Annotated in this window: 19 protein-coding genes and 1 other RNA gene; 4 read left to right on the plus strand and 16 right to left on the minus strand. The window is 61.9% G+C overall.

Translation table 11 applies throughout. From position 1 onward, the window contains the following. Positions 1–7 precede the first annotated feature (7 nt). The 15 genes from CAF73_RS02190 to rsmI form a co-directional block, all read right to left on the minus strand. On the minus strand, positions 8–874 hold the full coding sequence (locus CAF73_RS02190; protein ID WP_085700832.1) for a cell division protein FtsQ/DivIB: 867 nt from the start codon (positions 872–874) through the stop codon (positions 8–10). Positions 875–878: 4 nt separating this feature from the next. Beyond that, the gene (locus CAF73_RS02195) at positions 879–1,853 is read right to left on the minus strand and encodes a D-alanine--D-alanine ligase (RefSeq protein WP_007956758.1); all 975 of its coding nucleotides are present in this window, start codon (positions 1,851–1,853) and stop codon (positions 879–881) included. After that, entirely contained in the window at positions 1,850–3,310 is a 1,461-nt protein-coding gene (gene murC, locus CAF73_RS02200; RefSeq protein WP_085700834.1) for a UDP-N-acetylmuramate--L-alanine ligase, read from the minus strand. The genes CAF73_RS02195 and murC overlap by 4 nt, the downstream gene beginning before the upstream one ends. Then, positions 3,303–4,373, minus strand: a complete 1,071-nt coding sequence (gene murG, locus CAF73_RS02205) for an undecaprenyldiphospho-muramoylpentapeptide beta-N-acetylglucosaminyltransferase (RefSeq protein WP_085701782.1) — start codon at positions 4,371–4,373, stop codon at positions 3,303–3,305. Before murG ends, murC begins: the two co-directional genes overlap by 8 nt. Further along, positions 4,363–5,580, minus strand: a complete 1,218-nt coding sequence (gene ftsW, locus CAF73_RS02210) for a putative lipid II flippase FtsW (RefSeq protein ID WP_085700836.1) — start codon at positions 5,578–5,580, stop codon at positions 4,363–4,365. The genes murG and ftsW overlap by 11 nt, the downstream gene beginning before the upstream one ends. Continuing rightward, positions 5,577–6,923 (minus strand): UDP-N-acetylmuramoyl-L-alanine--D-glutamate ligase, encoded by a 1,347-nt coding sequence (murD, locus tag CAF73_RS02215; RefSeq protein WP_085701783.1) that lies wholly within the window; start codon positions 6,921–6,923, stop codon positions 5,577–5,579. Before murD ends, ftsW begins: the two co-directional genes overlap by 4 nt. Positions 6,924–6,928: 5 nt before the next feature. Continuing rightward, the gene (gene mraY / locus CAF73_RS02220; RefSeq protein ID WP_085700838.1) at positions 6,929–8,011 is read right to left on the minus strand and encodes a phospho-N-acetylmuramoyl-pentapeptide-transferase; all 1,083 of its coding nucleotides are present in this window, start codon (positions 8,009–8,011) and stop codon (positions 6,929–6,931) included. Beyond that, a complete protein-coding gene (gene murF / locus CAF73_RS02225) occupies positions 8,011–9,378 on the minus strand; it encodes a UDP-N-acetylmuramoyl-tripeptide--D-alanyl-D-alanine ligase (protein ID WP_085701784.1) in 1,368 nt (455 codons plus the stop codon). Before murF ends, mraY begins: the two co-directional genes overlap by 1 nt. Then, entirely contained in the window at positions 9,371–10,834 is a 1,464-nt protein-coding gene (locus tag CAF73_RS02230) for a UDP-N-acetylmuramoyl-L-alanyl-D-glutamate--2,6-diaminopimelate ligase (protein WP_085701785.1), read from the minus strand. The genes murF and CAF73_RS02230 overlap by 8 nt, the downstream gene beginning before the upstream one ends. Beyond that, a complete protein-coding gene (locus tag CAF73_RS02235) occupies positions 10,834–12,573 on the minus strand; it encodes a penicillin-binding protein 2 (protein WP_170929795.1) in 1,740 nt (579 codons plus the stop codon). The genes CAF73_RS02230 and CAF73_RS02235 overlap by 1 nt, the downstream gene beginning before the upstream one ends. Beyond that, positions 12,573–12,866, minus strand: a complete 294-nt coding sequence (ftsL, locus tag CAF73_RS02240) for a cell division protein FtsL (RefSeq protein WP_085700842.1) — start codon at positions 12,864–12,866, stop codon at positions 12,573–12,575. The genes CAF73_RS02235 and ftsL overlap by 1 nt, the downstream gene beginning before the upstream one ends. Then, complete coding sequence (gene rsmH / locus CAF73_RS02245) at positions 12,863–13,810, minus strand: 16S rRNA (cytosine(1402)-N(4))-methyltransferase RsmH (RefSeq protein WP_085700843.1); 948 nt, start codon at positions 13,808–13,810, stop codon at positions 12,863–12,865. Before rsmH ends, ftsL begins: the two co-directional genes overlap by 4 nt. Continuing rightward, positions 13,807–14,262, minus strand: coding sequence for a division/cell wall cluster transcriptional repressor MraZ (mraZ, locus tag CAF73_RS02250; protein ID WP_003205355.1), 456 nt, complete (start codon positions 14,260–14,262; stop codon positions 13,807–13,809). Before mraZ ends, rsmH begins: the two co-directional genes overlap by 4 nt. Positions 14,263–14,665: 403 nt before the next feature. Beyond that, an RNA gene (rnpB, locus tag CAF73_RS02255) (RNase P RNA component class A) lies at positions 14,666–15,019 on the minus strand. A 73-nt stretch (positions 15,020–15,092) separates the two neighbouring features. Further along, a complete protein-coding gene (rsmI, locus tag CAF73_RS02260) occupies positions 15,093–15,998 on the minus strand; it encodes a 16S rRNA (cytidine(1402)-2'-O)-methyltransferase (protein WP_074690999.1) in 906 nt (301 codons plus the stop codon). A 177-nt stretch (positions 15,999–16,175) separates the two neighbouring features. Here rsmI and CAF73_RS02265 point away from each other — a divergent pair, with 177 nt between their 5' ends. The 4 genes from CAF73_RS02265 to CAF73_RS02280 all read left to right on the plus strand — a co-directional run bounded on the left by CAF73_RS02265 (position 16,176) and on the right by CAF73_RS02280 (position 19,620). Continuing rightward, the gene (locus CAF73_RS02265; RefSeq protein WP_085701786.1) at positions 16,176–17,987 is read left to right on the plus strand and encodes a penicillin-binding protein activator; all 1,812 of its coding nucleotides are present in this window, start codon (positions 16,176–16,178) and stop codon (positions 17,985–17,987) included. Then, a complete protein-coding gene (locus tag CAF73_RS02270) occupies positions 17,987–18,349 on the plus strand; it encodes a YraN family protein (protein WP_085701787.1) in 363 nt (120 codons plus the stop codon). The genes CAF73_RS02265 and CAF73_RS02270 overlap by 1 nt, the downstream gene beginning before the upstream one ends. Positions 18,350–18,451: 102 nt before the next feature. After that, positions 18,452–19,045, plus strand: coding sequence for a phosphoheptose isomerase (locus CAF73_RS02275; RefSeq protein WP_007928463.1), 594 nt, complete (start codon positions 18,452–18,454; stop codon positions 19,043–19,045). Next, entirely contained in the window at positions 19,042–19,620 is a 579-nt protein-coding gene (locus CAF73_RS02280; RefSeq protein WP_085700847.1) for a BON domain-containing protein, read from the plus strand. The genes CAF73_RS02275 and CAF73_RS02280 overlap by 4 nt, the downstream gene beginning before the upstream one ends. 51 nt (positions 19,621–19,671) lie before the next feature. On the opposite strand, the gene CAF73_RS02285 is transcribed toward CAF73_RS02280, so the two are convergent. Continuing rightward, positions 19,672–20,085, minus strand: a complete 414-nt coding sequence (locus CAF73_RS02285; protein ID WP_085700848.1) for a ClpXP protease specificity-enhancing factor — start codon at positions 20,083–20,085, stop codon at positions 19,672–19,674. Position 20,086: the final 1 nt, after the last annotated feature.

Consider the following 20,086-nt stretch of genomic DNA (forward strand, 5'->3'; position numbering starts at 1 on the left):
CCTCTTCTTAATTCTTTGCGACAGCGGGTTGGGCTGTCGTCGGCGCTACTGGTTCCCGCCAGCCAACAGCGAGGCCGTTGGCGTAGCGCAGATCGATGCGCGCAATGTTCGTAATCTGGTCTTTAAGCGTCTTGTCGTAGATGGCAATGAAGCGGCGCATCCTTTCCACCAGGTTGCCGCGTCCCAGCAGCAGTTCGATCCCGGGACCGGAACTGCCGGCACCGGTGGTCAGGAACCAGCTGCCACGTTCACGCAGCTCGAGCCGCGCAATCGAGAAGCCCAATGGCCGGAGCATCTGGCTCAGTACCTGGTATTGCTGCATCACTTGCTGCTGGGCCCGCTGCGGGCCGAACAGCTGCGGCAGGTGTTCGTAGTTCGCCAGTTCCTTGGGCGTGAACGCCTGGCCCTGGTTGTTGAGCAACGACTCGTCGCCCCAGCGGGCCACCGGCAGTTGCTCTTCGAGGCGGATCACCACCTGATCCGGCCAGACCCGACGTACTTCGGCGTGGGCGATCCACGGCATCTGCTCAAGCTCGGTGCGCATGCTCGCCAGGTCGATGGTGAAGAAGCTCGACGCCACGTACGGGGCGATCCGCTGCTGCACCGCTTGCTGGCTGATGTAACTCAGGTCGCCCTGCACGGCGATCTTGGTGATCGGCCGGTCGGCGTACGGCAACAAACGCTGCGCGCCTTCGTAAGTACCGAACCCCAGGGCCACCAGCAGCACCGGCCAGAACAGACTTTTCAAGAAGCCGAAGTTGGCTTTCGGCAGGCGCGCGGACATCGGCTCTTTGGCCACCATTCGGCTGGCACCCCGCGGCACCGGCTTGCGGCCGGGTGCGGGTGGCTGATGTCTGAGATGTGCGCCTTGCATGGTCTTAACCTCGCGCCTCTTTCTTGCCATCGGCATCGACACTGGCGGCCAGAATGGCCAGGACCAGTTGCTGGAAATCCAGACCGGCCGCTTTCGCCGCCATCGGTACCAGACTGTGATCGGTCATGCCGGGAGCGGTGTTGACTTCCAGAAACCAGAATTTGCCGTCGGCGTCCTGCATCACGTCCGCCCGGCCCCAACCGGCGATACCCAGCGCCTCGCAGGCTTGCGCCGTGAGGTCCATGAGTTCCTTTTCCTTGGCGGCATCGAGCCCGCACGGAATCCGATACTGGGTATCGTTGGCGATGTACTTGGCGTCGTAGTCGTAGAACGTGTGTGGCGTGCCCAGCGCGATAGGCGGCAACACCTGGTCACGCAGGGTGGCGATGGTGAACTCGGGACCGTGGATCCATTGCTCGACCAACACTTGCGAATCGTAGGTACTGGCCGCTTTCCATGCGTCGATCAACTCGGACGCAGAACTCACTTTGGCCATCCCGATACTTGAACCTTCATGCGCCGGTTTGACGATCAAAGGGAAGCCCAGTTCCGTCGCTGCCGAAATACAATCGGCCTCGCTGCGCAGCACGGCGTGACGCGGCGTCGGAATCCCGAGCGTGTGCCAGACCTGCTTGGTGCGCAGTTTGTCCATCGCCAGCGCCGAAGCCAGGATGCCGCTGCCGGTGTATGGAATGCCGGCCACTTCAAGCAGGCCTTGCATGCTGCCGTCTTCACCGCCACGACCGTGGAGGATGATGAACGCGCGGTCGATTTTTTCGCTCAGCAAGCGCTGCAGAATGTCTGCGCCGACGTCGATCCCGAACGCGTCCACACCGGCGCTTTGCAGCGCAGTGAGCACAGCGTTGCCGGACTTCAGCGAGACTTCACGCTCGGCACTCAAGCCACCGAACAGCACGGCAACGCGGCCGAAGTCTTTCGGGGCAATGGTGGAGAACAGATTGGCGTAGGCAGCAGTCATTTCAACTTCCCCTCGACCGGCGCCGCCACGGCACCGGCGAACAACTCGCTTTTCAACAGTTTCGGTGCGAGGCCGCCGATGTCACCGGCGCCCTGGCACAGCAGAATGTCGCCGGCACGCAGCAGCGGCTTGACCAGCGGCGCCAGATCGACACCGCGCTCGATGTAGATCGGGTCCAGCTGACCGCGCTGACGGATGCTGTTGCACAGCTTGCGGCTGTCGGCCCCCGGGATCGGCTCTTCGCCGGCCGGATAGACTTCCATCAGCAGCAGCACGTTGGCGTCGGCCAGTACATTGACGAAATCGTCGTACAGGTCACGGGTGCGGCTGTAGCGGTGCGGCTGATAGACCATCACCAGCCGGCGCTCAGGCCAGCCACCGCGCACGGCTTTGATGACTGCTGCGACTTCGGTCGGGTGGTGACCGTAGTCGTCGACCAGCATCACCTTGCCGCCGTCCACCGGCAGTTCGCCGTAGACCTGGAAACGCCGGCCAACACCCTGGAACCCGGACAGGCCCTGGACGATGGCTTCATCGCTGACGCCTTCGTCGGTGGCGATGCAGATGGTTGCCAGTGCGTTGAGTACGTTGTGGTTGCCCGGCATGTTCACGGACACATCCAGCGGCTCACGCTCGGGGCGCAGTACGGTGAAGAAGGTCTGCATGCCCTGCTGGCGAACATTGATCGCGCGCACGTCGGCTTCTTCGCTGAAACCGTAGGTGACGACCGGACGTTTGACCTGCGGCAGGATTTCACGCACCACCGGATCGTCCAGGCACACCACTGCCAGACCGTAGAACGGCAGGTTGTGCAAAAACTCGACGAAGGTTTTCTTCAGCTTGTTGAAGTCACCGTCGTAGGTCGCCATGTGGTCGGCGTCGATGTTGGTGACCACGGCCACCAGCGGTTGCAAGTGCAGGAAGCTTGCGTCGCTCTCATCGGCTTCGGCGATCAGGTAACGGCTGGTGCCGAGCTGGGCATTGGTGCCCGCGGCGTTCAGACGGCCGCCGATGACGAACGTCGGATCCAGGCCACCGGCCGCGAACACCGAAGCGATCAGGCTGGTGGTGGTGGTCTTGCCGTGAGTACCGGCGACGGCGATGCCGTGGCGGTAGCGCATCAGTTCGGCGAGCATTTCGGCACGCGGAACCACCGGGATGCGGCGTTCCAGAGCGGTCGCCACTTCCGGGTTGGACGTGTTGACGGCGCTCGACACCACCAGCACATCGGCGGCAGCGGCGTTCTCGGCACGATGGCCGATAAAGATCTGCGCACCGAAGGATTCCAGGCGCTCGGTCACCGGCGAAGCTTTAAGGTCCGAACCGGATACTTCATAGCCCAGGTTCAGCAGCACTTCGGCGATGCCGCACATGCCCACGCCGCCGATCCCGACGAAGTGGATGCGACGGATGCGGCGCATTTCCGGTTGTGGCATGGCTTTCTGATTCTCAACCATGGGCCACCTCCAGACAGGTATCCACCACGCTGCGGGTGGCTTCGGGTTTTGCCAGACGGCGGGCCGCTTGGGCCATTTGTTCGAGTCGTTGCGGTTGCATCAAGACCTCTGTCAGGCGCGCGGCAAGGTCCGCGGCGCCAGTCGTTCTTTGCGGCATCAGGAAGGCAGCGCCTTCGCGGGCCAAATAATCGGCGTTGCGGGTCTGGTGATCGTCGATCGCGTGGGGCAAAGGCACCAGCATCGAGGGCAGACCGGCGGCGGCCAGTTCGCTGATGGTCAATGCGCCGGCGCGGCACACCACCAGGTCAGCCCAGCCATAGGCCTGGGCCATGTCTTTGATGAACGGCTGCACCTGCGCATCCACGCCGGCGGCGCGGTAGCGCTCTGCAGTCACTTCATCGTGGTTTCTGCCCGCCTGATGGAACACTTCCGGACGCAAGTCGGCAGCGACTTGTGCCAGGGCTTCAGGCAGCAACTTGTTCAACGGCTCTGCGCCCAGGCTTCCGCCCAGGATCAGCAAACGCGCCTTGCGTCCGGCCAGGGCCGGGCGCGGTGTTTCGAGGAACAGCTCGCTGCGCACCGGGTTACCGGTGGTACGGCGGCTGTCCGACAGGGTAAAGGTGTCGGGGAAGGCTTCACACACCCGGGCGGCGAACGGCACCAGCAACCGATTGGCGGTCCCGGCCACGGCGTTCTGCTCATGAACGATCACCGGCACGCCGGCCAGTTTGGCGGCGATACCGCCGGGGCCGGTCACATAGCCGCCGAATCCGACCACGCACACCGGACGCAACCGGCGAATGATCGCCCGCGCCTGCCACACCGATTTCAGCAACATGAACGGTGCCTTGAGCAACGACAGCTTGCCCTTGCCGCGCAGGCCGGTGGCGTTGATGCGGTGCAATTCAAGACCCGCCGCCGGCACCAGATCGTTTTCGATTCCGCGCGGCGTGCCGAGCCAGTGCACGGTGTAGCCGCGCGCCTGGAATTCACGGGCACAGGCCAGCGCCGGGAATACGTGGCCACCGGTGCCGCCAGCCATGATCAATACGTTAGCGCCCATGGTTCGGCTCCTCGGCGAAGTCGCTCTCATGGAACTCCATCTCTTCACTGCCCAGGTGGGTCCGACTCTCCCACTCGATCCTCAGCAACAAGCCAAGGCAGGCGCAGCAGATCACCAGGGAACTGCCGCCATAGCTGAGGAACGGCAAGGTCAGGCCCTTGGTCGGCAGCAGGCCGACGTTCACGCCGATGTTGATCAGGAACTGGCCGATCCACAGGAAGGACAGCCCATAGGCAACGTAAGCGGCAAAGAACTGTTTGGCTTTCTCGGCCCACAGACCGATGTACATGCCGCGAATACACACGAACACGAACAGCGCCACGGTGCACAGAGAACCCACGGCGCCGAGCTCTTCGGCCAGAACCGAGAACACGAAGTCGGTGTGTGCTTCCGGCAGGTAGAACTGCTTCTGCACGCTGTTGCCCAGGCCTACGCCCAGCCATTCACCGCGACCGAACGCGATCAAGGCTTGCGACAACTGATAACCGGCGCCGAACTGGTCGGCCCACGGGTCGGCGAAGTTGGTCAGACGCGCCATCCGGTACGGTTGCATCTGAATCAGCAACACCACCGCCGCCACGGCCAGCACCACCATCAGCGAGAACCGGAACAGCCCGACCCCGCCGAGGAACAGCATCGCCGCCGCGGCGCCCATCATCACGACGGTGGCACCGAAGTCCGGTTCCATCAGCAACAGGCCGGCCATCGGCAGCAGCACGATGAACGGCTTGAAGAAGCCCATCCAGCTCTCGCGCACTTCTTTCTGGCGACGCACCAGATAACCGGCGAGGTAGATCACCACGAACACCTTGGCGATCTCGGACGGCTGGACGTTGAAGAAGCTGAAACCGATCCAGCGCATCGAACCGTTCACCTCACGACCGATCCCCGGGATGATCACCATCACCAGCAGACCGAACGCACCGATCAGCATCATCCAGCCGAGGCGCTGCCAGGTGGCGATCGGGATCATCATCGTGACGACGCAGGCCCCCAGGCCCAGCACCACGTAAATCAGGTGACGAATCATGTAATACAGCGGGCTGCCCGACTGCACGGCGGCCACTTCGGTGGAAGCCGAGGCGATCATGATCAGGCCCAGGCCGAGCAACGCCAGGCAACCGGCGAGCATCGGGAAGTCGAGGTCGATCCCACGTCCGGTAATGAGCGGCGACGGGTATGGCTTGATGATGTTTCTCAAGCTCATGCCAGACCCTCCACGGCGCGGACGAACTGGTGACCACGGTCTTCGTAGTTCTTGAACATGTCGAAACTGGCGCAGGCCGGCGACAGCAGCACCACGTCACCCGGTTGGGCGGCGGCGCGGCATTTCTCGACGGCGTCGATCAGTGTGGTGGCGCGGATCAACGGCACGGCATCGCCAATGGCTTCGCCGATCTTGTCGGAGTCGCGCCCCATCAGGATCACGGCACGGCAATGGGCCGCCACCGGATCGCGCAGGTCCTTGAAGTCGGCACCCTTGCCGTCGCCACCGGCGATCAGCACGACCTTGCCGGTGATGTCCGCACCCAGGCCCTCGATGGCAGCCAGTGCGGCGCCCACGTTGGTGGCCTTGGAATCGTTGTAGTAACCGACGCCGTCCAGATCACGCACCCACTGGCAACGGTGTTCGAGACCGGCGAAGGTGCGCAGCGCTGCCAGCATGGCGTCGAACGGCAGCCCGACCGCGTGGCCGAGCGCCAGCGCCGCCAAGGCGTTGGACTGGTTGTGGGCACCGCGAATCTTCAATTCGCGCACCGGCATCAGGTTCTGGAATTCGAAGGCCAGGTATTTCTCGCCATTCTCTTCGCGCAGACCGAATGCCTTGAAATCGGGTTTGGTCAGGCCGAAGGTCCAGCACGGCTGGCCCTCGCCCATCAGCGGCCGGGTCAGGGCGTCCTGACGGTTGACCACGAACTGCTTCGCACCACGGAAAATCCGGTGCTTGGCCAGGTGATAGGCCGGCAGACCGCTGTAACGGTCCATGTGGTCTTCGCTGATGTTGAGCACGGTCGCTACTTCGGCGTTGAGCTGGTCGGTGGTTTCCAGCTGGAAACTCGACAGCTCCATCACGTACAGCTCGACGTCATCGCTGAGCAGATCCAGCGCCGGCGTACCGAGGTTACCCCCCACAGCGACGCGTTTGCCGGCCGCAGCCGCCATCTCGCCGACCAGGGTGGTGACGGTGCTTTTGGCGTTGGAACCGCTGATGGCCACGATCGGCGCCTTCGCGTTACGCGCGAACAGCTCGATGTCGCCGGACAGCTTCACGCCACGGGCCGCAGCGGCTTGCAGGGCCGGGGTCGCCAGCGCCAGGCCGGGGCTCACGTAGAGCTCGTCGGCACGGCACAGGAACTCGACGTCCAGCTCGCCACAACGCACTTCCACGTGCGGATAGTCACGCTGGAGCGTGGCCAGTTCCGGTGGATTTTCCCGCGTGTCGGCCACGGCAAACGCCACGCCCCGGTTCGCCAGGAAGCGAACCAGGGACATGCCGCTCTTGCCGAGGCCGACAACGATGCGGAAGTGGTCAGAAGCGATCAGAGACACTCGTTCTACCTCAGCTTCAGGGTGGCAAGGCCGATCAGCACGAGAATCACGGTGATGATCCAGAAACGGACGATCACGCGCGGCTCGGGCCAGCCCTTGAGTTCAAAGTGGTGGTGAATCGGTGCCATGCGGAACACACGGCGACCGGTCAGCTTAAAGGACGCAACCTGAATGACGACTGACAGGGTTTCCATCACGAACACGCCGCCCATGATGAACAGGACGATTTCCTGACGGACGATCACCGCGATGGTGCCCAGGGCCGCGCCCAGCGCCAGTGCGCCGACGTCGCCCATGAAGACTTGCGCCGGGTAGGTGTTGAACCACAGAAAGCCCAGGCCGGCACCGATCAGCGCGCCGCAGAACACGATCAGCTCGCCTGCGCCCGGTACGTAAGGGATCAGCAGGTACTCAGCGAATTTCACGTTACCCGACAGGTAGCAGAAGATGCCCAGGCCGCCGCCGACCATTACTGTCGGCATGATCGCCAGACCGTCGAGGCCGTCGGTGAGGTTGACCGCGTTGCTCGAACCGACGATCACGAAGTACGTGAGCACGATGAAGCCTGCGCCCAGCGGAATGCTGTAGTCCTTGAGCATCGGCAGGATCAGGGTGGTTTCCACTGGCGTGGAGGCGGTCATATAAAGGAAGATCGCCGCGCCGAGGCCGAACACCGACTGCCAGAAATATTTCCAGCGACTCGGCAGACCACGGGAGTTCTTCTCGATCACCTTGCGATAGTCGTCGACCCAGCCGATGGCGCCGAACAGCAGGGTCACCAGCAACACGACCCACACGTAGCGGTTGCTCAGGTCGGCCCACAACAGGGTGCTGACACCGATCGAAGACAGAATCAGCGCGCCGCCCATGGTCGGCGTACCGGATTTGGACAGGTGCGATTGCGGGCCGTCGTTACGAACGGCCTGACCAATCTGACGGTTCTGCAGGGTGCGGATCATCCACGGGCCGTAGCACAGCGACAAGACCAGCGCGGTCAGCACACCGAGAATCCCGCGCAGGGTCAGGTACTGGAAGACCGCGAAGCCTTTGTAGAACTGTTGCAGATACTCCGCTAGCAGCAGCAGCATTAATGTTTCTCCAGACTGGACCCGCACAGGGCCGCAACGATGTTTTCCATCGCCGCGCTGCGCGAACCCTTGATCAAAATGGTGGTGTTTGTGTCCTGCTCGGCGTCGAGGGCCTGGATCAGTTCGGCCTGAGTGCCGAAGTGATGCGCCTGTTCGCCGAATGCGTTCACGGCGTGGATCATGTTCGGCCCGACGGCATAAAGCGCGGAAACCTTGCCCCGGGCGTATTCGCCCACGTCGCGGTGCCCCTGCTCCGCCCAGTCGCCCAACTCGCCGATATCCCCGAGCACCAGGACGGTGCGGCCGGAAAAGCCGGCGAGTATATCAACGGCCGCGCACATGGAGGTGGGGTTCGCGTTGTAAGTGTCGTCGATCACGCGCATGCCGTTTTTAGCCAGCTGCGCGACGGTGCGACCCTTGACCGGTTGTACCGCGCCAAGCCCCGTGGCGATGCCGAACAGCGACACGCCCAAGGCGTGCGCGGCAGCGGCGGCAGCCATGGCGTTGGCGACGTTATGGGTGCCGAGCAGGTTCAGTTGAACCCGTTCCACACCTTCAGGAGTGTGCAGGTTGAACGCCGGGCAGCCACGGGCATCGGTGGCCAGGTCGCTGGCGTAAAAATCCGCCTGAGAGTTGCTCAGAGCAAACGTCAGTACCTTGCGACCGGCAGCGCGGGTCTTCCAGATGCCAAACGCCTTGTCATCGAGGTTCAGCACCGCGACGCCATCGGCTGCCAGTCCTTCGATGATTTCGCCCTTGGCTTCAACGATTTTCTCCGGCCCGCCAAACTCGCCGACATGGGCGGTTCCGGCGTTGTTGAGTATCGCCACGTGTGGCTTGGTCAGCCCTACGGTGTAAGCGATTTCACCCAGACGCGAAGCACCCAGTTCGATTACCGCCGCGCTGTGCTCCGGGGCGAGTTCGAGCAGGGTCAGCGGTACGCCGAGGTCGTTGTTCAGGTTGCCACGGGTCGCGTGTACCGAACCGCGCGTACGCAGGATGCTCGCGAGCATTTCCTTGACTGTGGTCTTGCCACTGGAACCGGTAACAGCGGCGACCGGTTTGGTGAACGCGGCACGGTTTAGCGCACCCAATTGGCCGAGCGCCTGGCGGGTGTCCTTGACCAGCAACTGCGGCAGCGTGCTGTCGGCGACTTCGCGCTCGACCAATGCAGCAACGGCGCCTTTGGCAGCGACTTCATTCAAATAGTCATGACCGTCGAAACGCGGGCCGGTCAGGGCGATAAACAGTTGGCCGGCCTTGATCGCGCGGCTGTCGATGCTCACCCCGTCAAAACTGGCGTCGGCACTGATCAGACGGGCATCGAGCGCGTTGGTCAATTCGCTGAGTTTCAGGGCCTTAAGCATGGGCCACCTCCCACGCGGTCAGGGCGTGATCGGCCTCGACCAGATCCGAGAATGCATGGCGTTCGCCGTTGATTTCCTGATAGTCCTCGTGACCTTTGCCGGCCAGAACGATCACGTCATCCGCCGAAGCACCGGCGATCAGTTGCGCGATGGCCTGACCGCGACCGGCCACGAACGTCACCTTGTCCACAGCCGTGAAACCGGCGCGGATGTCATCAAAAATGACGGCTGGATCTTCGGTACGCGGATTGTCATCGGTCACCAGCACGCGGTCGGCCAGACGCTCGACCACTTCGGCCATCAGCGGACGCTTACCGCGATCGCGATCACCGCCGCAGCCGAACAGGCACAGCAATTGACCTTTGACGTGCGGACGCAATGCGGTCAGAACTTTTTCCAGGGCATCCGGCGTGTGGGCGTAATCGACCACCACCAGCGGCTGGGTGCCGCCGCCGAGACGCTGCATGCGTCCGGCCGGACCTTCGAGTTTCGGCAACACCTTGAGGATTTCGTCGAGCGCGTAGTCGAGACCGAGCAAGGCGCCGACGGCGGCCAGTACATTGCTCAGATTGAAACGACCGAGCAGCGTGCTGCGCAAATGATGCTCGCCCTGTGGCGTCACCAGCGTGGCGCGCACGCCATGGTCGTCGAACTGCGCTTCACGCACATAGAGATAGGCACTGCTGTCGAGCAGGCTGTAAGTGATCAACCGCGACTCGCGTTTTTCAGCGGCCAGTTGCCTGCCGAAATCGTCGTCAAGGTTGACCACGCGGCACTTCAGGTCATTCCAGGCGAACAGCCGGGCCTTGGCCTCGGCGTACGCTTCCATGGTGCCGTGGTAATCCAGGTGATCGCGGGACAGGTTGGTCATCACCGCGACGTCGAACGCCAGCGCGGTAACCCGGCCCTGATCCAGACCGTGGGACGAGACTTCCATGGCCACGGCTTTGGCGCCGGCCTTTTTCAGGTCGCCCAGAGTCGCTTGCATGGCAATCGGGTTCGGCGTGGTGTGCAGGCCGCTTTGCAGCGAGCCGTGAAAACCGGAGCCCAAGGTGCCGACGATGCCGCAATGCTGACCGAGCAGGTCCAGCGCCTGCGCCACCAACTGAGTCACGCTGGTCTTGCCGTTGGTGCCAGTGACGCCAATCAGATTCAGATGATGACTTGGCTCACCATAAAAACGCCCGGCGATGTCCGACAGCTGCGCAGCCAGGCCTTTGACCGGAATCAGCGGCACTTCGGTGATCGGCAGCACGGTGGCGCCTTCCACTTCATAAGCCACGGCAGCCGCGCCGCGCTGCAAGGCGTCGGCGATGTGCGCACGACCGTCGAACTTGCCGCCCGGCACCGCGAGGAACAGGTCACCCGCGCGCACGTTGCGACTGTCGAGCGCCAGTTCACGGATCAACAGATCGTGGCCGGCGTGGGGAAAAATCTTGTTCAGACTCAGAGACATCAGCCGCGCCCTCCATTGGCTTTCAGCGGAACGGCCGGGGTGGCGTTGGCCTGTTGTGTCGTCGGCAGGTTGTCCGGGGTGACGTTCATCAGGCGCAGGGTGCCCGACATCACGCGACTGAACACCGGTGCCGAGACCAGACCACCGAAGTAACCGGCCTTGGTCGGTTCATCGATCACCACGACGATTGCATAACGTGGATCGCTCATCGGGCCGAAGCCGGCGAACAGCGAGCGGTAAGAGTTTTCGGCGTAGCCCTTGGTGCCGACCGATGTCTTGCGCGCGGTACCGGACTTGCCGCCCACGTGATAGGCCGGCACCTGCGCACGGAACACGCCGCGCGGGGCTTCGATCACTTGTTGCAGCATGCCTTGCATGGTTTTGGCGACGGCTTCCGGCAGCACCTGGGTGGTCTGCGGCGCCTTGTCGGTTTTGATCAGGGTCAGCGGTGCGAGACGACCGTTGTTGGCCAACGCCGAGAACGCGTGCACCAGTTGAATCGCGGTCACCGAAATACCGTAGCCGTACGACAGCGTTGCAGTCTCGGCCTTGCGCCACTCGCGGTAGTTCGGCAGGTTGCCGACACGCTCGCCCGGGAAGCCGAGGCCGGTGTCCTGGCCGAGGCCGACTTTCTGTGCGAGGCGGAAAATGGTTTCGCCGCCGATATCGAACGCGACCTTGCTCATGCCGACGTTACTGGAATTGATCAGAATACCGGTCAGGTCGAGTACCGGACCTTCGGTCTTCGATACGTCCTTGATCGTGTATTTACCGATCTGCAGGGAGCCTGGATACACCTCGACGGTGTCGCTCGGTTTCCAGCGGCCGGTTTCGATCGCGGCGCTCATCGAGATCGCTTTCATGGTCGAACCGGGTTCGAACACGTCGATCATTGCGCGGTTACGCATCATCGCCGGTTGCAGGTTGCGACGGTTGTTCGGGTTGTAGGTCGGCTGGTTGACCATGGCGAGGATCTCGCCGGTCTTCACGTCCATGATCACCAGACTGCCGGCCTTGGCGCCGTTCTCGATGATCGCGTTGCGTAGCTCGCGGTTGGCCAGATATTGCAGACGCAGGTCAATCGACAACGCCAAGGGCTTGCCGGCCTTGGCGTTTTTGGTGACCTGGACATCCTTGATCAGCCGTCCGCGCCGATCCTTGATGACTTGCCGCTTGCCGGGCACGCCGGCCAGCCATTCATCGTAGGCCAGCTCGACGCCTTCACGACCGTGGTCATCGATGTCGGTGAACCCGACCATGTGCGCCGTCACCTCACCGGCCGGGTAGAACCGGCGGAATTCTTCGATGCCGTAGACGCCCGGCACTTTCAGGTCGAGCACGGCCTGGCCCTGCTCAGGGGTCAACCCGCGCACCAGATAAATGAATTCTTTGTTGGCCTGTGCTTCAAGACGTTCGGCCAGTGCTTTAGGATCCTGCCCCAGCGCCGCAGCGAGTGCCGGCCACTTCTCTTTGGCCAGCTGCATTTCCTTGGCGTTGGCCCACAGGGTGGTCACCGGCGTACTGACAGCCAGCGGCTCGCCGTTACGGTCGGTGATCAGACCACGGTGCGCCGGAATCGGGATATGACGAACGCTGCGCGCATCACCCTGGCCTTTGAGGAAGTCGCGGTCGACCACTTGCAGGTCGATGATGCGCCAGCAGATCGCGGCCACCATCATACCCAGCAGACCGACCACCAGACGGAAGCGCCACGGGAAGAGTGCCCCTTCGAGCTTCATCATGGCGCCACCATCTTCACGTCAGCTGCGCCGGGGATGTGCATCTTCAGTTGTTCGGTAGCCAGCACTTCGATCCGGCTATGGGCGGTCCAGGTGCTTTGCTCCAGAATCAGGCGCCCCCACTCGGCCTGCGCCTTGTCGCGCACGCTCAGCTCGTTGTAAAGGGTGTTGAGCAATTGGCGGTTCCAGTGGGCGCTGTAAGACACGCCGATGGCCGACACCAGCACGCCGATGAACAACAGCAGCATCAAAAAGCTGCCGCCGGGCAATGGCTTGGCGAAAAGCTTGCTCACCGCAGTTTCTCCGCGACACGCATGACGGCGCTACGGGAACGTGGGTTGGCTTTGAGTTCGGCATCGGAGGCCGTCTGCGCTTTGCCATGGACTTTGATTTTCGGTTCGAACGCAACGTGGCGAACCGGCAGGTTGCGCGGCAAGTTGTCGGCTTCGCCTTTCACCAGCTTGCGCATGAACAGTTTGACGATACGGTCTTCCAGCGAGTGGAAGCTGATTACGACCAGACGACCGCCCACTTCCAGGCATTCGAGCGCGGCTTCGAGGCCCGCTTCCAGATCGCCCAGTTCGTTGTTGACGTGAATGCGCAGGCCCTGGAAAGCGCGGGTTGCCGGGTTCTTGCCCTTTTCCCACGCCGGGTTGGCGACTTTCAGGACTTCAGCCAGATCGGCGGTGCGCTCGAACGGCGTGATGTCACGACGCTCGGCCACGGCACGGGCCATGCGACCGGAGAAACGTTCTTCGCCGTATTCCTTGAAGACACGGGCGATTTCTTCCACCGGCGCGGTATTGACGAACTCGGCGGCGCTGATGCCACGGGACGGATCCATGCGCATGTCCAGCGGGCCGTCGTTGAGGAAACTGAAGCCGCGCTCGGCATCATCGAGCTGAGGCGAAGACACGCCCAGATCCAACAGAATGCCGCTGACCTTGCCTGTAAGCCCCTGTTCGGCAACCACCGAGCCGAGCTCGGCAAAGCTGCGTTGCACAACGACAAAGCGGCCGTCTTCGGCCGCTAGCGTTTGCCCGGTGGCAATCGCTTGAGGATCCTTGTCGAATCCGATGAGCCGACCATCCGGCCCGAGCTTGCTCAGGATCAACCGGCTGTGCCCGCCGCGTCCGAACGTGCCGTCCAGATAGCAGCCATCAGGACGTACGGCGAGAGCCTCGACGGCTTCGTCAAGCAGTACGGTGATGTGGTTGAAGCCGCTATCAATAGTCACAGGATCAGATCACGCAGTTCGTCAGGCATGGCGCCCGGTTGTTGTATGGCAGCCAGGTCAGCGGCAGAAACCGCGTTCCAGGCATCTTCGTCCCACAGTTGGAACTTGTTCAGTTGGCCCACCAGCATTGCGCGCTTGTCGAGCTTCGCGTATTCGCGCAGACGCGGCGGCACCAGGAAACGACCACTGCCGTCGAGCTCGAGGTCAACGGCATTACCAATCAATAAACGTTGCAGACGACGGTTCTCTTCGCGAAGAGAAGGAAGTGCGCGCAACTTGGTTTCAATAATTTCCCACTCATCGAGCGGGTAGACACACAAACACGGATCAACGGCATCAATGGTCACGATCAACTGGCCGGAGCTGCGCGAAACGAGCTCGTCACGGTACCGGCTCGGCATGGCGAGACGGCCCTTTGCGTCGAGACTGATAGCGTTAGCTCCGCGAAACACGTCAGCGTTTCTCCAATTTTTATCGTTTTGAGCTCAAAAAACCCACTTCATGCCACTTTCCGCCACTTGCGCACACTATAGGAATGCGCCCACCACACCGTCAAGGCGCGGATTAAAGGAAAACCCTTACAGAACGGAGATTTAGGAGCATAAAAGGAGGAGCAACGAGAATCTGGCGGATGCTTTTATCCAATAACTTGAAGCAGCACTGAAAGCTGCGCTCGAAAGTTAAAGTAATTTGTTAAGAGTAAGATTTTTTCGGTATTACAAAAGCGCTTCTGCTGTTGATTGAAGCAAGGTGGGAAATGGCTATTACTGCGTTTGCCGCTGCCGGATTTCCAGCGCAGGCCTGCTGATAATAAACAGCCCTGTCGCCTTTAATTCAAGCAGGGAAAAGAAAAAGGTGGAGAGTCGATCTGTAAGCCGGGTTCTGTCTTGAACAGTCATTCGTCTACGATGGCCATCACTGGACATCTTTAGCAACCTACCCGGTCCCAGCGCGGGCCACGCCTTGGGACCCTATTTGGTCTTGCTCCAAGTGGGGTTTACCTAGCCACGAACTGTTGCCAGACGTGCGGTGCGCTCTTACCGCACCTTTTCACCCTTACCGGCGCCGAAGCACTTAGGCGGTTATTTTCTGTGGCACTTTCCGTAGGCTCACGCCTCCCAGGCATTACCTGGCACTTCGCCCTATGGAGCCCGGACTTTCCTCCCCCCTCTAATTTTCATAGAGGGCAGCGACTGTCCGATCGACTCTCCGCCGCGCAGGTTAACGGCAGAGCGGCCGAAGAACAAGCGCTAATAGCCCGCAAACCGGTCTGCGCGACGGGTTACGCGTCTTTTTGCTGATCCAGCGCCACCTGATACAGCACGTTTTTGCGCTCACCGGTGATTTGCGCCGCCAGGGCCGCCGCACGCTTGAGCGGCATCTCTTCCAGCAACAGATTGAGGATGCGCATCGCCTCGCTGCTGACGGCGTCTTCGGATTCCGGCGCGGTCCAGCCCGCCACCACCACGACGCATTCGCCACGCTGCTGATTGCTGTCGGCCTCGACGAATGCCCGCAACTCACTCAGCGGCAATCCCTTGAGTGTTTCAAAGGTCTTGGTGATTTCACGAGCGAGCAATGCCGGACGATCAGCGCCGAATACCGCCTCCATATCCTGCAGGCACTCCAGAATACGATGCGGCGCCTCGTAGAAAATCAGTGTGCGCGGTTCTTCCTTGATAGCTTCCAGGCGCGCTTTGCGCCCTACGGCCTTGGCCGGCAGAAAGCCTTCGAAGATAAAACGGTCGGACGGCAGGCCGGCAGCCGATAACGCTGCGATCAACGCGCATGCGCCCGGCACCGGCACCACATTGATCCCGGCGGCACGCGCCTGACGCACCAGGTGATAACCCGGATCGGAAATCAGCGGCGTACCGGCGTCGGAAATCAGCGCGACGTTGTCACCCGCCAGCAGACGGGTAATGAAGCGACTGCCTTCATCCCGCTCGTTGTGCTCGTGGCAGGCTGCAAGCGGAGTGGAGATGCCGAAGTGCTGCATCAGACGCTGGGAATGGCGCGTATCTTCCGCAGCAATCAGTGCCACCTCGCGCAGGATCTTCAACGCCCGGGCGCTGATGTCATCCAGGTTGCCGATGGGCGTCGCCACCACATAAAGCGAGCCCGCAGCGGAATTCAAAGGACCTGGAGCAGTCAAAGCGCACACCTCATGATCGGTAAAAGCCGCCATTGTAGCGCGTCGTGCGCCGGACGATGCGTCCGGGTCGGAAACGGTTTGTCGCACCATTGTGAGGCTGCGCACTCTTTGTATCAGCTAAATTCACGGTTTCACGCCAGTAACATCGCGCCCCGGCCAGTGCTTGGGTACAATTCGACGCTAATTTGATCGAGTATCAGGAACACTTACATGATCGCTTGCCTGCGGCTGTTCACTGCCCTCTGCCTCGCTGCCTTGCTGGCGGCTTGCGCCAGCTCCCCTTCCTCCAGCCTTGGCGAACTCCCACGGACCCCGGATGCCACCATCGAGCAACTGCTCGAACAGGCTGCCCAGGCCAAATCGCCGGACAAGGCTGCGCTGCTGCGCCTGAGTGCGGCAGACATGGCCTACCGTCAGGGCAATGCCGGACAGTCCGCGCAAATCCTGCAGCAAGTACCGATGGATCAACTCCAGCCTGGCCAGCAGGCGTTCGCCAGCACGCTGTCAGCTGAACTGGCCATGACCCGTAACCAGCCGAAAGCCGCGCTGACTGCCCTGAGCCATCCAAGCCTGCAACGCCTGAGCGAAATGTCCGTACCGCTGCAAGTTCGCGCCGGCACCGTTCACGCCCGCGCCCTTGAGGCCGACGGCCAGACCCTGGCCGCCGCCCGCGAGCGCATCTTCATCGCGCCGATGCTGGAAGGCGAAGCCGCCAGCAAGAACCACGAAGCGATCTGGACCCTGATCGCATCGCTGCCGGCCGATCAACTGCAAGCGAACACCACCGATGATCTCGGTGGCTGGATGAGCCTGGCCCTGGCAGTGAAAACCGCCGGCACTCTGGAACAACAGCAAGCCGCCATCGACAACTGGCGCAACCAGCATCCAAAACACCCGGCCGCGATCAATCTGCCTCTACCCCTGACCAAACTCAAGGAGCTGGCCAGCCAGCCCCTGAGCAAGATCGCCCTGCTGCTGCCACAGGACGGCCAACTGGCCTCGGTCGGCAAGGCCCTGCGTGACGGTTTCATGGCTGCGCACTACCAGGCTCAGCAAGCCGGCCAGAAACCACCAGCCATCGAGTTCTATGACAGCTCGAAGCTGACCAACCTCGACGAGTTCTACCGCAAGGCCCAGGCCGATGGCGTGCAACTGGTCGTCGGCCCGCTGGAGAAGCCGCTGGTCAAACAGTTGAGCACCCGTCCGCAACTGCCGATCACCACCCTCGCCCTGAACTACAGCGAAGGCGATCAAGGCCCGGCGCAATTGTTCCAGTTCGGCCTGGCCGCTGAGGACGAAGCCCGCGAAGTCTCCCGCCGCGCCCGTGCCGACGGCCTGCATCGCGCCGCCATCATGGTGCCGAAAGGCGAATGGGGCGACCGCGTTCTGCGTGCCTTCAGCCAGGACTGGCAGGCCAACGGCGGCAGCATCGTCGCCACCGAACGTGTCGACCAGCCGGTGCAACTGGCCCAGCAGATCGCCGACATGTTCCAGCTGCGTCAGAGCGAAGCCCGCGCCAAGAGCCTGCAGAACGCTGCCGGCACCAACGTTGCCGCCCAGCCTTCGCGTCGCCAGGACATCGAATTCATCTTCCTCGCCGCCACCCCGCAGCAGGCGCAGCAGATCAAGCCGACCCTGAACTTCCAGTACGCCGGTGACGTGCCGGTCTACGCAACCTCCCACGTGTTCAGCGCCAGCGGTGATGTCAACCAGTACAACGACATGAACGGCGTGCGCTTCTGCGAAACCCCATGGCTGCTGGAAACCAGCGACCCGCTGCGTCAGCAGGTCACCGCGCAATGGCCACAAGCCGCCGGCAGCCTCGGCCGTCTTTATGCGATGGGCGTCGATGCCTATCGCTTGGCGCCGCGCCTGGATCAGCTCAAGGCACTGCCGGACAGCCGCATCGAAGGTCAGTCGGGCAGCCTGGGCATGACCCAGTCCCAACGCGTCGTACGTCAGTTGCCATGGGCGCAGTTTGTCAGCGGCCAGATCCAGCGCCTGCCGGACACTCCACGCTGATGCCCGACAGGTCACACCTGCAAAGCGGCAAGGATGCCGAGCGCCAGGCGCTCGAGCATCTGCAGTGCCAGGGTCTGCGCCTTCTGGCGCAGAACTGGTCATGCAAACGCGGTGAGCTTGATCTGGTCATGCTTGATGGCGATACAGTAGTATTCGTCGAGGTTCGTTACCGAAAGAACACTCAATGGGGCGGCGCACTCGATAGCATCGATGGGCGCAAACGGCAGAAACTGATTTTCGCCGCGCAGTTTTTTCTTCAGCGCGAGTCGCGTTGGGCCAATTCCCCCTGCCGCTTCGACGTGGTGGCCATCGACAGCCACCAGGGTCAGCTGAACTGGTTGCAGAATGCGTTCGACAGCTGAGCGCCTGCTCCGACCCGGACATTTTCACTCAACACTTTTGCTCTTTGCTTTGCGGGCTGCACATTCACGTGCCGGACAGCCGCGCTAATTAAGGTCACACAGATGGACATGCAATCCCGAATTCGCCAGCTTTTCCAGGCCAGCATCGACACCAAGCAACAGGCGATGGACGTACTTGCACCGCACATCGAGCAAGCCAGCCAGGTGATGGTCAACGCCCTGCTCAACGAGGGCAAAATGCTCTCGTGCGGCAACGGCGGCTCGGCCGGCGATGCCCAGCACTTTTCTTCGGAACTGCTCAACCGTTTCGAACGTGAACGCCCCAGCCTGCCGGCGATCGCGCTGACCACCGACAGCTCGACCATCACCTCGATCGCCAACGACTACAGCTACAACGAAGTGTTCTCCAAGCAAATCCGCGCACTCGGCCAGCCGGGTGACGTGCTGCTGGCCATTTCGACCAGCGGCAACTCGGCGAACATTATTCAGGCGATCCAGGCCGCACATGATCGCGAAATGATTGTCGTAGCATTGACCGGACGCGACGGCGGCGGCATGGCTTCGCTGCTGCTGCCCGAAGACGTCGAGATTCGCGTACCGGCCAACGTCACCGCACGTATTCAGGAAGTCCACTTGCTGGCGATCCATTGCCTTTGCGATCTGATCGACAGCCAACTGTTCGGGAGTGAAGAATGACCCCTAATCGCCTTGGCCTTCTGGCCTTGACCCTGTGCCTCGGCATCAGCGGCTGCACGTCGGTGGTGAATGCCAGCCGTGAAGCGCCGATCGAAGACGACCGTGGTACCCGCACATTCGGCAGCAAGATCGATGACTCGCTGATCGAAACCAAAGTCGGCGTCAACGTGGCCAAGGCCGATCCGGCCCTGGACAACGACTCGCACATTGTCGTCACCAGCTTCAACGGCGTCGTGCTGCTGGCCGGCCAGACCCCGCGTGCAGACCTCAAGGAAAAAGCCGAACAAGCCGCCGCCAACGTTCAGCGCGTGAAAAAGGTCCATAACGAACTGCAAGTAATCCCCCCTTCCGGCTTCATTGCCCGCCAGAACGATTCGTGGCTGACCACCAAGATCAAGACCCAGATGCTCACCGATGCCAGCATTCCCGGCTCGCGCATCAAGGTCGTGACCGAGAACGGTATCGTCTATCTGCTGGGCCTGCTGACCAAACAGGAAGCCGCCCAGGCGACCAACCTGGTTCAGGGTGTTTCCGGTGTGCAGAAGATTGTGAAGCTATTCGAGTACATCGACTGAACCGCAAAATGCAGGCACAAAAAAGGCGATCCAACTGGATCGCCTTTTTTATTACTTCACCACTTTCAGGCTTGGCCGGCCGCTTGGGCGCGGTGGCTCGCTGTCCGGTGGAGGAACATCGTCATCCTGCTCGATCTCGTCTCCGTCATCCATCGGCGACTCCAGATCGAACACCATGCCCTGACCGTTTTCCCGGGCGTAGATCCCCAGGATTGCAGCAATCGGCACATAAAGGCTGTGCGGGACGCCGCCGAAGCGACCTTCAAAGGTCACAACGTCGTTGTCCATGTGCAAGTGCCGCACGGCACTTGGCGAAATGTTCAGGACAATTTGCCCGTCGCTGGCAAAACCCTGCGGCACCTGCACTGCCGGGTATTCGGAATTGACCAGCATGTGCGGGGTGCAATCGTTATCCACAATCCACTCGTAGAGCGCGCGGACCAGATAAGGTCGACTGGAGTTCATA

Origin of the sequence: Pseudomonas sp. B15(2017), from assembly GCF_002113215.1 — a bacterium.
Classification (GTDB): domain Bacteria; phylum Pseudomonadota; class Gammaproteobacteria; order Pseudomonadales; family Pseudomonadaceae; genus Aquipseudomonas.